Origin of the sequence: Proteus columbae (genome assembly GCF_009914335.1) — a bacterium.
GTDB lineage: Bacteria > Pseudomonadota > Gammaproteobacteria > Enterobacterales > Enterobacteriaceae > Proteus.
Window position 1 is genome coordinate 1988672 of the sequence record NZ_CP043925.1, and the last position, 13991, is coordinate 2002662.

The following is a 13991-nucleotide window of genomic DNA, read 5'->3' on the forward strand; positions in this document are numbered from 1 at the left end:
ATTTACTAAATTTAAATTAATTTATTGTTTATCTAATCTTATTTAACTAAACAATGCATCATTTAATTGCCAAGTTGTTAGCTTTATTGTGTTTTTACCCGAGAAATTAATGATCTTTTTTGCTGAAGGAAAAAAACGACTACTCATCACACCCAAACCATGATTAAAGAAAATTTCCACGCTCGAACTGTCACATAATATTTGAAGATGTTTTATATCACCAGACCAGAAACGTGATTGCCATTCACCATTTTTAACACTACGACGTTTTAATATTGCTTGATTATTCTCAATGGTTAATTCAAGTGAATCAGAGAATTGAATTAAGAGAGAGTCTATTAGTTCCACCTCTAATTCAACACAAAACCCGTTAATTTCAGGCGCATCATCTGCAATGCCTTGCCAATATTGTACATTTTGTCTGAGTTGCTGTAATTCTTTTACGGGTTGCTGATAAAGTTGCCCTTCTCTTATTTGTAATTCACGAGGACAGGTCATTTGATGTATCCAGCCATTAGCAATGGTCGGTTGATACATTTCCTCTCCATCAGGAACCCCCATCCAACCAAATAATAAACGCCTACCATTAACTTGTGTGGTTTGAGGCGCATAAAACTCAAAACCTGCATCAAGTTCGATTAAATCACCATGTTGAAACTGCAATGTTGAATAATCAAAACTGCCCATTAAATAAGCACTAGAGTGCGAATTTAAAAATCGATATTGCTCTTTTTTTATTCCTTGAGGACAGGTTAATAAAATAAAGTGTCCACTAAGTTCAAAAAGATCAGGGCATTCCCACATATAACCCGCATCATCTAATCCACCTAAATGACTTCCTGCTAACTCGCCTATTAATTGCCATTGATATAAGTGAGATGCACGATAGAGTAAAACCTTACCCTGTTTATCTAACGTTTGCGCCCCTAATACCATGTACCATTTATCGTTGTGTTGCCAAATTTTAGGATCACGAACATGTCCGCTATAACCTTCAGGAAGCCCTAAAACAGGCCCTAACTTATCAAAACCACCCCGCTGATTTTCAACTGCTAAACACTGCCATGCAGTGCGGGAGCCATCATCAAATTTTACATTTCCGGTATAGCAGAGTGTTAATTGCCCTTGGTGGATCACTGCACTGCCAGAATAGCAACCGTCTTTGTCATAAAACTCATCAGGAAGTAAAGCGATGGGCTGATGTTGCCAAGTGATAAGATCCTTTGAACGCCAATGCCCCCAACATTTATTTTTATGCTCACAAGACAAAGGATCCCACTGATAGAAAAGATGATAATACTTACCATCAAAACAAAACCCATTGGGATCATTTAATAACCCAGTTATTGGCGCTAAATGCCAACGCGGATAGTATTTATCTTTTGCAGCTTTAGCGCTATTACGCATAACCGCTTGTAAAATTGCAGATAATCCTTCGCTTTTTGTCATTTATGCAGACTCCACTTTATATTTCAGTAAAAGAGAAAGAACAAAAGCTGTTAAGAATGCGATCACTAAACCAATAACATAATTAATAATTGAACCCGCTTGTACAATCGCAATACCCGGAATAGCGGTAAGACCAACCGCGGTCATATAAACGTGAGAGCCAACAACCCAAGCGCCTCCAGCAGCACCTCCAATTAGTGCAGCAATAAAAGGTTTGCCATAACGCAAATTAATCCCGAAAATTGCCGCCTCTGTAATACCTAACATCGCGGAGAAACCCGATGGGATCGTAATGGCTTTAATTTTCGCATCGTTGGTTTTAAACCAAACAGCAATACAGGCTCCTCCTTGTGCAATATTAGCCATCGCCCAAATAGGTAATAAGAAATTTACGCCAATATTCGGATTCCCTAATAATCCAGCTTCTACTGCATGGAAACTATGGTGTATTCCTGTAATAACAATAACAGAATAAAGACCACCAAAAATAAGCCCTGCAATCCAACCTGCCTGCGTAATTAACGTACTTAGTATTAATGAAATACCATCACCTAAAAGACGACCGACAGGTCCAATCACTAATAATGCAACAAAGCCTGAAATAATAACGGTTAAAAATGGCGTGATAATTAAATCAAGTGCATTAGGAACAACTTTACGTAATTGTTTTTCCAGTACACTCATAAACCAAACAGCCAGTAATACTGGGAAAACAGTTCCTTGATAGCCAATCATGGCGACTTCTAACCCAAAAAAATTCATGGTATTAAATCCAGCCGCAACCCCCCACGCGTTAGTTAAGGCTGGATGCGTTAAAATTCCGCCTAATGTCGCGCCAAGATAAGGATTTCCGCCAAATTCTTTTGCGGCAGTAAAACCAATAAGAATGGGCAAAATAATAAAAGCCGCGGAGCTACACATATCAAGCATGATATAGAGTGCATTATCGGGACTTACCCACTGGTTAGTTTTCATTAATCCCAGCAATCCCATTAATAAGCCTGACGCTACAATGGCAGGAATAATAGGGACAAATATATTAGAAAGCAGTCTAGCTATTCGTTGAAATGGATTGAGCTTTTTAGCTGCAATATTTGCAGCCTCAGATTTACTAGATTCACCAATACCTGCGGCAGCAATAAATGCAGCATGTACTTTATTAACTAACCCTGTGCCGAAAATGACCTGAATTTGCCCAGCGTTACTAAAACACCCTTTTACACCCTCTAATTTATTTATTGCCTCTTTATCTGCTTTTGAGTCATCAACAAGAACAAGTCTTAAGCGCGTAGCGCAATGTGCTGCACTTGCGATATTTTCAGCACCACCTAATAAAGGCACAAGCTGGTGAGCAACTTTTTCAATATTCATCATAGCCTCTTCATTCTTTTTTATTTATGTAGCGAGTATTTAGTTTAATTGAAAACTAAACCGGTTTAGCTAGCTAATTGGATTAAATAAAAATCAATTCAAGATAGCAATAAAAACTCAGGTAAAGGTCTCTTAATTGTGATCTTAATTACAAAAAAGCACGTTTATTAATCACATTTTGACTCTTTTAAATAATTAAAAACAACGAAAAGCTAAACTGATTTTAATTTTTGTTTAGCTAAATAGGTTAATTGGTTATTAGATAATTAAGTATGAATAAAAATGACCATTGAATTAACAAAATCATATAGATATAAACAAGTAAGCAGGCTTAATAAATGTTACTGATAACATCCAAACACTTAATTAATCGTTATATATTTATTTATATAATGGTTGTTAATCAAATGATTAAATATAACCAATACAAAAACTTAAGATAACCTTAAAAACTTGTAACGCTTGTAATAAATCACTTTTCTTTGATGTAAAGCAACTACAACTTTCAGGAAATACGTAGTATCCACATTAACAGTTGGGTTTTATTGCCTACGTTAAAGTGCTTATTTTTTAACAACAATAACAATAATTATTTCTTTATAAGCTTATTAGCTGCTGTTTTTTCTTAAAATTTTAATAATCAAGTGAGTAATGTATGAAAAACATCAAAGAGATGGCGTTACTTTCCACTCCCTTATCTCGCCGTCGTTTTGTAAAAACAGGTGCAGCGGGTGGTTTAGCGATAACCGCAGGTGGATTATCACTCCCCTTTCATCAAGCCATTGCCTCGGAAACAAAACCAACAACTAATAGCGAAAAAGTCGTGTGGAGCGCATGTACTGTAAACTGCGGTAGTCGTTGCCCATTACGTATGCATGTGGTTGATGGTGAAATTAAATACGTTGAAACCGACAACACGGGCAATGATGTCTATGAAGAATTACATCAAGTTCGTGCCTGTTTACGTGGTCGTTCTATGCGTCGCCGTGTTTACAACCCAGACCGTTTACGTTATCCAATGAAACGTGTAGGTAAACGTGGTGAAGGTAAATTTGAACGTATTTCATGGGATGAAGCGTTTGATACTATTTCAGATACCATGAAACGTTTAATCAAAGATTATGGTAATGAATCTATTTATCTAAACTACGGCACAGGAACATTAGGTGGCACCATGACGAAGTCTTGGCCACCAGGTGCAACATTAATTGCACGTTTAATGAATTGTTGTGGCGGTTATCTGAATCATTATGGTGACTATAGTACGGCGCAAATCGCAGCGGGCTTAAATTATACTTATGGTGGTTGGGCAGATGGTAATAGCCCTTCAGATATTGAAAACACTAAACTTGTCGTGATGTTCGGTAATAATCCAGGTGAAACCCGTATGAGTGGTGGCGGTGTCACCTATTACGTTGAACAAGCTCGTGAAAAATCTGATGCACGAATGATTATCATCGATCCACGCTATACCGATACGGGTGCTGGTCGTGAAGATGAATGGATCCCAATTCGTCCGGGAACAGATGCTGCATTAGTTAATGCATTAGCCTACGTCATGATCAAAGAAGACTTAGTTGATAAGCCTTTCTTAGATAAATATTGTGTTGGTTACGATGAAACCACTATGCCAGAGGGTGCGCCAAAAAATGGCCACTATAAAGCCTATATTTTAGGTAATGGTGCAGATGGTCAGCCAAAAACGCCTGAGTGGGCGGCGCAGATCACTGGTATTCCTGCTTCACGCATTGTTAAATTAGCCCGTGAAATCGCAACAGCGAAACCTGCTTATATTACACAAGGCTGGGGTCCTCAACGTCGTTCTAACGGTGAGCTTGCTTCTCGTGCTATCGCAATGCTCTCTATTTTAACGGGTAATGTGGGAATTAACGGCGGTAATACTGGCGCTCGTGAAGGCTCTTACAGTATTCCTTTTGTTCGTATGCCAACCTTTACTAACCCTGTTACCACCAGCATTTCTATGTTTATGTGGACGGATGCCATTTTACGTGGTCCAGAAATGACGGCAACCCGTGACGGTGTTCGTGGTAAAGACAAACTTGATGTACCAATCAAAATGGTATGGAACTACGCGGGCAACTGCTTAGTAAACCAACATTCTGAAATCAATCGTACTCATGACATTTTGCAAGACGATAAAAAATGCGAAATGATTGTGGTGATCGATAACCATATGACAGCATCTGCTAAATATGCCGACATTCTACTTCCTGATTGCACAGCATCAGAACAAATGGATTTCTGTATGGATGCATCAGCAGGTAATATGGCTTATGTCATTTTCGCTGATCAGGCAATCAAACCTCGCTTTGAAAGCCGTAATATCTATGAAATGACAAGCGAAATTGCAAAACGCATGGGTGTGGGTGAAAAATTCACTGAAAACCGAACACAAGAAGAGTGGCTACGTCACCTTTATGAGCAATCTCGTCAAAACTTACCTGAACTGCCGACTTTTGAAGAATTCCGTGCTCAAGGTATCTTCAAAAAACGCGATCCTGAAGGTCATCACGTTGCTTATCGCAAATTCCGTGAAGATCCTGAAAACAACCCATTAACAACGCCATCAGGTAAAATTGAGATTTATTCTTCCCAACTTGCCGACATTAAAGCAACATGGGAACTCGCGTCTGACGATGTAATTGATCCACTGCCTATCTACTCTGCTGGCTTTGAAAGCTATGGCGATCCAGCAATGGAAAAATATCCATTACAAATGACAGGATTCCACTATAAATCACGCACCCACTCAACGTATGGCAACGTTGATGTCTTAAAGGCAGCTTGCCCTCAAGAAATATGGATCAACCCTGTTGATGCTACTAAACGCGGTATCAAACACGGTGATTTAGTGCGTATTTATAACGATCGTGGTGAAGTTCGGATCAATGCGAAAGTCACACCTCGTATTTTACCGGGCGTGGTCGGCTTAAGCGAAGGTGCTTGGTATAACCCAGACAGTAATCGAATTGATCACGCAGGTAGTATTAACGTGTTAACGACACAACGCCCTTCACCTCTCGCTAAGGGTAATCCTTCTCACAGTAATCTTGTTGAAGTCGTCAAGGCGTAAGGAGTCTGGTTATGTCAACGCAATATGGTTTTTATATTGATTCAAGTCGTTGCACCGGCTGCAAAACCTGTGAACTGGCGTGCAAGGATTTTAAAAATTTATCCCCTGAAGTGAATTTCCGCCGTATTTATGAATATGCGGGTGGTGATTGGACTGAGCAAGATGGCGTTTATACACAAAACGTGTTTGCTTATTACCTATCTATTTCGTGTAACCACTGTGACGATCCAGCTTGTGCCAAAGTTTGCCCAAGTGGCGCGATGCATAAACGTGAAGACGGCTTTGTTGTTGTTAATGAAGATATTTGTATCGGTTGTCGTTATTGTCATATGGCTTGCCCTTACGGCGCACCGCAATTTGATGAAGTCAAAGGTCATATGACCAAATGTGATGGTTGCTATGAACGTGTAGCTGAAGGCAAAAAACCTATTTGTGTCGAATCTTGTCCACTGCGTGCATTAGATATGGCACCTATTGAAGAGTTACGCGCTAAATATGGTGATTTAGCTGAAATTGCACCACTTCCTTCAGCAAAATACACCAAACCAAATATTGTCCTTAAATTAAATGCCAATAGCCGTCCTGTGGGTGATACCACTGGTCATCTGGCAAACCCAGAGGAGGTGTAAGATGGTGGGATTGCATGAATGGCCACTAATGTTTTTTACTGTTATCGGCCAAAGTGTTGCGGGTGCCTTTATTATTATGGGGTGCGCTATCCTTTCGGGTAAGCTTTCCGCAGAAATGAACCGAAAAGTGCATTACAGCATGTTTGGACTCTGGGCATTAATGGGTATTGGCTTCTTATTATCCATGATGCATATGGGAACCCCATTACGCGCATTTAACTCATTACTTCGTTTGGGTCACTCATCATTAAGTAATGAAATTGCTAGCGGTTCTATTTTCTTTGCACTGGGTGGTATTTACTGGTTACTGGCTGTATTTAATAAAATGCCTGCTGTATTAGGCAAATTATGGGTCGCACTGGTTATGGTATTAGCTGCATTATTTATTACGGCTATCTCTCGTGTATACCAAATTGATACTGTTCCGACTTGGTATAACAGCTATACCACATTTAATTTTGTGCTAACAGCCTTTATCGGTGGCCCTATTTTAGCGGCACTCTTAATGCGTATTGCAGGTTTTAATCTAAACTGTGTCAGTGCATTGCCATTACTCAGTGTTATCGCCATTCTTGTGAGTGCTATTGTGGCAACATCACAAGGTTTTGAATTAGGTTCTATTCAAACCTCTGTGCAAAAAGCGGTGGATTTAGTCCCTAACTATGGTGCTTTGATGGGTATTAAATTAGTGGCTTTAGTCTTAGGCTTGAGTTGTTGGATTGCCCCACTGTTACGTAAAAATAACCCTTCGATTGCTTTGTTAGCATTGGGCTTTATTTTAGTGTTTGCTGGTGAGTTTATAGGACGCGGTGTGTTCTATGGTTTACATATGACTGTCGGCATGGCAGTAGTGGGTTAATTAATTTCTCACCCTGCTAAACCGCTGTAATAGTTAAAAAGCACACTCTTTTTATCTGTTATGGCGGTTTTCCTTTTATATTACGGTATCGCTCTTTTTTAATCTTCGTCATTATGTTTAGATAGAAAATCGCATATAGTATAGACAATAAATCTAAGCGGATTATAAAAATATTATGGAACAACAACTTATTACTGATATTTCTCTTACGGCCCGTATTTTAGGCGCGGCTTTTTATTATGCACCTACTGAGAAAAGTGACATTGTCGAGCTGCTGTCTAGTCAAAAGTGGGTTGAAGAATGGCCTTATGGCAGTGATGAAGAAAAGCAACGCATTGCTAGCCTTCTTTCACAAACGGCATTAGCGGAAGAAACTTTAGCACAGGCATATCAACGTTTATTTGTTGGCCCTTACGCACTGCCGGCGCCACCTTGGGGCTCTGTTTACCTTGATCATGAAAATGTATTATTCGGTAATTCAACATTAGATCTACGTGAATGGATGCTAGAAAATGGCATTGATATTGCGTTAACTCAAAACGATCCGGAAGATCATTTTGGTTTAATGGTGATGATGGTGGCATGGATTGCAGAAACTCGCCCTGAAAAACTAAATGAGCTATTAGCAGAACACCTTCTGCCATGGGCTTATCGTTATTTAGAGAAGCTATCTCTGCAAGGCGCATTCCCATATTATGAAGGTTTAGCCATGCTGGCGACATTAACATTAAAAAACTGGCAATCTTTGTTAAATGTCAGCCCTGCTGAAAAGCAATTGTTTTGTTAGTGACAAAATAACGTTATTAATAGACCAGCCTTAATGGCTGGTTTTTTTATAATATTACTTCAAATTATAGTTAAATTCATATTGACCTAATATATTCTCTTGGATAAACCCTATATTAATCATTTTTTCGATTATCATTTTTTTAACGTCGTTATTTTCCAAAAGAATGGAAGTAAAAATATCTTTATTAGAAATAATTTCAACTATATTAATTAGTTCTGAAAACTCATCTTTTCCATCTAACTCATTAAGTAATTCAATATAAGTTTTGAGTTTTGGAACTGCTTTTTTAAACTCATTTTCCATTTTTTTTGATATATGAGTATTAATATAATTATCTATAAAAGAATCAAAATTAACACCTTGTTTTTCTTTTAAATTTCTAAGATCATTTGTAATAACATCAAGAGCATTTGAATAAGCTCTACCGTAAACAACACTAAAATTAAAAGAGTTATAACCCGATAGTTTTTGACATAAATAAAATAATGTATTTAAGCTATATCTTTTTTTATCTTTAAGATGAGACATAGCATAGAGTACAATTAAATGTTCTATATTTAATAGAGTTTTATCTTTAGAACCTATATTTTTTGTTATTGGTGCATATAATAAAATATCAACATTTTCTAAATCTGAAAATATATTTATAATGAGTTCTTCTACTCTATTCCAATCCAATCCGCCATTGCCACAACCTAATGGTGGTAATGCTATTGAATTAATTTCTCTTTTTATTATTTCTTCTTTTAAAGTTAACAGCCCTTTTTCGATATATTCATATTGTGATTTTTTGCGCCATTCGTCTTTTGTAGGAAAATTAACAATTAATTTTCCTTTTTCACTAGTAATAAGAATATTGCCAATCTTAAATCTATTTTCATCACAAGCGGTTTTATAATTTATAAAATTTTTCGGGAATTTTTCTTTGAATTGATAGGCAATGCCTTTACCCATTACACCTTGGCAGTTAACCGCATTAACTAATGCGGTTGTATTCGATTCAAAAATATCACCAGAAGAATATATAATCATTTTTTTACGCAGAAATGTTCCATAATATTGACATGTATATTTAACTTATTTTTTCTCAACAAGTCTCTCACAACACCTTCCATAATAGCATCTTTTACATAAATATTGAAAAAAGAACTTGCAAGAACAGTGTCAGGGGAAAGACACTCAGCCATACAAACAAGTTTACACGTTGTATCTTTATAATCTCTTTTATCTAATAACTCCCAATTTATGGCTTCCATACCTTCATCATAGCTCATTATATCCACTCCCTCTGACGCTAAAGGATGTGCCGGAATTATTTTCCAATTATTATTTTTAGCTAAATTACGGTGAACAGTTATAACGCAAAAATCAAGATGTTTATTGTCAACCAATACGCGACCATCAAATGGATTACCAGCAAAAAAGTGGAATGGCACCATTTGTTCAAGTGTTTTTGCCTCTCTACCTTGTATTATATTGCCATCAGCTACATCAATAAAACCATCACGCAGTGAAGCTCTTGAGCGCAATCCTGTTTCTAGGATATTTGGTAAATTATCTAGACATGTCAAATGGTAAAGCAAGGCTTTGTCGCGAATAGAAGTATTTTCAGACATAATAACTCTTTATATAATGGAATAATGAACTTAAATAATTCTTTATTTTATTGAAAATAAAGTCGAGGGCGAAACAATGCATTATAAAAATAATATTGTCATATTAATTAATCTAATTACATTTATATTAATTCAAGTTGTTAATTATCCATTATTTTATATTAAATGAATTATCAAAGTTTATTTGTAATAATTTCTTTCTTATATCATTGTTATGCCCCCCCATTTTTATACTTTTTTTACACTTATCACTGCTCTTTTATCAACATCTTTACAGCCCATTCAGTACGCTCACTCAATCTAAATAGTAAAAGGATTGTTCTGATGCTGATATTCGGTGCTGTGACGTTAGTTGTTTTGCTCACTGCTTATCTTATCTATGTGTTATTTAACGCAGAGGCATTTTAAAAATGGCAACAACGATGTTGATATATCTTGCTATTTTTCTGATCACATTATTAGTGATAGGGAAAATGCTTGGGCATTATTTAGCTCGCCTTATCGAAGGTGACTTACCTCATTGGGTTACTCAAACCGAACATGTTATTTGGCGTTGTTGTGGTTTTAAGCCCGCAGGAAAAACAATCCAGCCGATGAGCTGGTATCACTATATGCTTGCCCTACTTATTTTTAACTTAATGGGCGCAATTCTATTATTTGTCATACTGCTTAACCAAGGCTATTTACCGTTAAATCCTCAATTTGCATCTAATATGAATTGGGATTTAGCGTTAAATACCACAATTAGCTTTATCACTAATACTAATTGGCAAGCTTACAGTGGTGAAACCGCAGTGAGTTATTTAAGCCAAATGACAGGGCTTGCTGTGCAAAACTTCTTATCTGCAACAACGGGCATTGCTGTCGCTTTTGTTTTAATTAGAGCGCTAACACAGTCCTCTTGTACCTCATTAGGGAATGCATGGGTCGATATTGGGCGCATTACATTATATGTCCTACTTCCTTTATCAATTGTTTGGTCACTGTTATTTGTCAGCCAAGGGGTAATACAAAACTTTCACCCAGCGGTATTAAGCCAAGGTCTTGATGGTCAACAACAATGGTTACCTATGGGGCCAGTTGCTTCTCAAGAAGCCATTAAATTATTAGGAACAAATGGCGGTGGCTATTTTGCGGCAAACTCTGCCCATCCTTACGAAAATCCAACATCATTAAGTAACTTCTTGCAGATACTTGCCATATTTCTTATTCCTACTGCCTTATGTTTTGCCTTTGGTCGTTTAAGTGGAGCACAACGCCAAGGTCATACCTTACTTTGGGCTATGACGTTAATTTTTATTGTTGCTGTTATTGTGGTCACTTGGGCTGAATGGCAAGGAAATCCAGAATTTATCTTTGCTGGTACAGATAGCTCACTGAATATGGAAGGCAAAGAAACGCGCTTTGGCATAATAGGTAGTGCTATTTTTGTTGCTGTCACAACAGCAGCATCTTGTGGTGCAGTTAATGCCATGCATGACTCATTAACCGCTTTAGGTGGCATGGTGCCAATGTGGTTAATGCAAACAGGAGAAGTGGTATTTGGTGGTGTAGGATCAGGATTTTACGGCATGATCCTCTATGTTTTATTAGCTGTCTTTATCGCTGGATTAATGGTTGGTAGAGCACCTGAATACCTTGGTAAAAAGATTGGTGTTGCCGAAATGAAATGGGTAGCGGTTGCTATTTTAATTTCTCCTGCCGTTGTTTTATTAGGTACAACCCTCGCCTTATTTACTGATGTTGGTCGTGAAGCCATTTTAAATCCAGGTCCTCATGGCTTTAGTGAAGTGTTATATGCCTTTACTTCTGCTGCTAATAATAACGGTAGTGCTTTTGCCGGACTTAATGCCACCTCACCTTTTTACAATCTATTATTAGGGCTTTCTATGTTAATTGGTCGCTTTGGTGTCATGTTACCTGTTTTAGCTATCGCAGGTAGTTTAGCCGTGAAAAAGCGTCAGCCAGAAAGCTTGGCAACACTCTCTACCACTTCACCGCTATTTATTTTGTTATTGATCCTCACTGTATTAATGATCGGCGCTTTGACTTTTGTTCCGGCATTAGCACTTGGCCCTATTGCAGAACACTTACAGCTGTTCTGGGCTAAATAAGGAAACGTATCATGAAAAAAACTCAACTATTTGACAGAAAAACCGTGATATCGGCTTTCTTTGATGCGATAAAAAAATGTACGCCTCAAGCGCAATGGCGTAACCCCGTTATGTTTATTGTTTATATTGGTGCGCTCTTAACTACCGGAATTTGGATTGCTTCGCTGTTAGGTTATCTTCCTGATGATAATCACTTTACTTCACAAGTCATGTTTTGGTTATGGGTGACATTGCTATTTGCCAATTTCGCTGAATCATTAGCAGAAAGTCGAAGCAAAGCACAAGCTGCTAGCTTACGTGGTGCTAAACAACAATCAAAAGCGATACGTTTACATCATGCAGACATTAATGCCTCGAAAGAAACCGTTGACTCTTTCTCATTGCATAAAGGTGATATCGTTTTAGTCAACGCGGGCGAAACTATTCCTTGTGATGGTGAAGTCATTGAAGGTGGTGCTTCTGTTGATGAAAGTGCGATCACGGGTGAATCAGCACCTGTTATTCGTGAATCAGGTGGTGATTTTTCTTCTGTGACTGGTGGCACTCGAGTATTGTCAGATTGGCTGATTATTCGCTGCACTGCTGAGGCAGGTAATTCATTTCTCGACCGCATGATTGGAATGGTAGAAGGTGCAAAGCGTAGAAAGACGCCGAATGAAGTTGCTTTGACCATCTTATTAACTGCACTGACGCTGATTTTCTTATTGGCTTGTATAACACTCTATCCATTTAGTGTGTTTGCTGTCGAGTTTCAAGGTCATGGTGAGGTTATCTCTGTTGTCACTTTAATTGCTTTGTTGGTGTGTCTTATTCCCACAACGATTGGCGGCTTGCTTTCATCAATTGGTGTGGCGGGAATGAGCCGTATGTTAGATGCCAATGTGATTGCAACCAGTGGGCGTGCTGTTGAAGCCGCCGGTGATGTTGATGTTTTACTTCTTGATAAAACAGGCACGATTACACTTGGTAACCGTCAAGCGTCTCGTTTTATTCCTCTTTCGGGTATTAGCGAAAAACAACTTGCTGATGCAGCGCAATTAAGCTCGCTTGCAGATGAAACACCCGAAGGCAGAAGTATTGTGATCCTCGCTAAACAGCGTTTTAATTTGCGCGAACGTGATTTAGCGTCAATTGGAGCTTCTTTTATTCCCTTCTCTGCAATGACAAGAATGAGTGGTGTCAATTTAGGTGAGCGCTTGATCCGCAAAGGTTCCGTTGATGCTATTCGTCGCCATATTGAAGTCAGTCACGGCCATTTTCCTGATGAAGTCACCGCGATAGTTGAGCAAGTAGCGAGATCCGGAGGAACACCGCTGGTGGTGGTTGAAAATCAGAAAATCTTAGGTGTTGTTGAGCTTAAAGATATTGTGAAAGGTGGAATTAAAGAGCGCTTTGCTCAACTTCGCCAAATGGGTATAAAAACCGTCATGATCACTGGTGATAATCATCTTACAGCGGCGGCTATCGCAGCAGAATCTGGTGTTGATGATTTTCTGGCTGAAGCAACACCTGAAGCAAAACTGGCATTAATTCGCCAATATCAATCAGAAGGTCGATTAGTCGCAATGACGGGTGACGGTACTAATGATGCCCCAGCCTTAGCGCAAGCGGATGTCGCTGTTGCCATGAATTCAGGCACTCAAGCTGCCAAAGAAGCGGGAAATATGGTCGATTTAGACTCTAATCCAACAAAATTAATCGAAGTTGTGCATATTGGTAAACAAATGCTAATGACACGAGGTGCTTTAACGACATTTAGTATTTCTAACGATATCGCTAAATACTTCGCCATTATTCCTGCGGCTTTCGCTGTCACCTATCCACAGCTCAACATGCTTAATGTCATGAATTTACATTCACCAGCATCTGCAATGTTATCTGCGGTTATTTTTAATGCCTTAATTATTGTCTTCTTGATCCCTCTTGCCCTTAAAGGTGTGCATTATCGCCCTGTTTCAGCGCATTCATTATTGCGCCGAAATCTCTCTTTATACGGGATCAGCGGATTATTAGTCCCTTTTATTGGTATTAAAATCATCGATATGCTCTTAGCGTTTATCGGGTTTTAA

At 38.4% G+C, this 13991-nt stretch carries 10 protein-coding genes; 6 read left to right on the forward strand and 4 right to left on the reverse strand.

Annotated elements, in window-relative coordinates; all coding sequences use genetic code 11:
• Nucleotides 1–42 precede the first annotated feature (42 nt).
• Both F1325_RS09600 and F1325_RS09605 read right to left on the reverse strand, forming a co-directional pair.
• On the reverse strand, nucleotides 43–1449 hold the full coding sequence (locus F1325_RS09600) for a sucrose-6-phosphate hydrolase (protein WP_109372302.1): 1407 nt from the start codon (nucleotides 1447–1449) through the stop codon (nucleotides 43–45).
• Nucleotides 1450–2820, reverse strand: coding sequence for a sucrose-specific PTS transporter subunit IIBC (locus F1325_RS09605; protein ID WP_102086687.1), 1371 nt, complete (start codon nucleotides 2818–2820; stop codon nucleotides 1450–1452).
• 655 nt (nucleotides 2821–3475) lie between these two features.
• On the opposite strand from F1325_RS09605, the gene dmsA reads away from it, so the two are divergent.
• The 4 genes from dmsA (at nucleotide 3476) to dmsD (ending at nucleotide 8189) form a co-directional block, all read left to right on the forward strand.
• Nucleotides 3476–5914 carry a dimethylsulfoxide reductase subunit A gene (gene dmsA, locus F1325_RS09610; RefSeq protein ID WP_160230366.1) on the forward strand — a complete coding sequence of 813 codons (2439 nt, stop codon included), beginning with the start codon at nucleotides 3476–3478 and terminating at the stop codon, nucleotides 5912–5914.
• An 11-nt stretch (nucleotides 5915–5925) separates the two neighbouring features.
• Nucleotides 5926–6543, forward strand: coding sequence for a DMSO/selenate family reductase complex B subunit (locus tag F1325_RS09615; protein ID WP_023582154.1), 618 nt, complete (start codon nucleotides 5926–5928; stop codon nucleotides 6541–6543).
• Nucleotide 6544: 1 nt separating this feature from the next.
• Entirely contained in the window at nucleotides 6545–7402 is an 858-nt protein-coding gene (locus F1325_RS09620) for a DmsC/YnfH family molybdoenzyme membrane anchor subunit (protein ID WP_160230367.1), read from the forward strand.
• Nucleotides 7403–7577: 175 nt separating this feature from the next.
• Nucleotides 7578–8189, forward strand: a complete 612-nt coding sequence (gene dmsD / locus F1325_RS09625) for a Tat proofreading chaperone DmsD (protein ID WP_160230368.1) — start codon at nucleotides 7578–7580, stop codon at nucleotides 8187–8189.
• 54 nt (nucleotides 8190–8243) lie between these two features.
• Here the strand turns inward: dmsD and F1325_RS09630 are convergent, their stop codons facing one another.
• Both F1325_RS09630 and F1325_RS09635 read right to left on the reverse strand, forming a co-directional pair.
• Nucleotides 8244–9224 (reverse strand): macro domain-containing protein, encoded by a 981-nt coding sequence (locus F1325_RS09630; RefSeq protein WP_109372299.1) that lies wholly within the window; start codon nucleotides 9222–9224, stop codon nucleotides 8244–8246.
• A complete protein-coding gene (locus F1325_RS09635) occupies nucleotides 9221–9808 on the reverse strand; it encodes a DarT ssDNA thymidine ADP-ribosyltransferase family protein (RefSeq protein WP_109372298.1) in 588 nt (195 codons plus the stop codon). The genes F1325_RS09630 and F1325_RS09635 overlap by 4 nt, the downstream gene beginning before the upstream one ends.
• A gap of 410 nt (nucleotides 9809–10218) precedes the next feature.
• On the opposite strand from F1325_RS09635, the gene kdpA reads away from it, so the two are divergent.
• A complete protein-coding gene (gene kdpA / locus F1325_RS09640) occupies nucleotides 10219–11922 on the forward strand; it encodes a potassium-transporting ATPase subunit KdpA (protein WP_160230369.1) in 1704 nt (567 codons plus the stop codon).
• An 11-nt stretch (nucleotides 11923–11933) separates the two neighbouring features.
• The gene (gene kdpB / locus F1325_RS09645) at nucleotides 11934–13991 is read left to right on the forward strand and encodes a potassium-transporting ATPase subunit KdpB (RefSeq protein WP_160230371.1); all 2058 of its coding nucleotides are present in this window, start codon (nucleotides 11934–11936) and stop codon (nucleotides 13989–13991) included.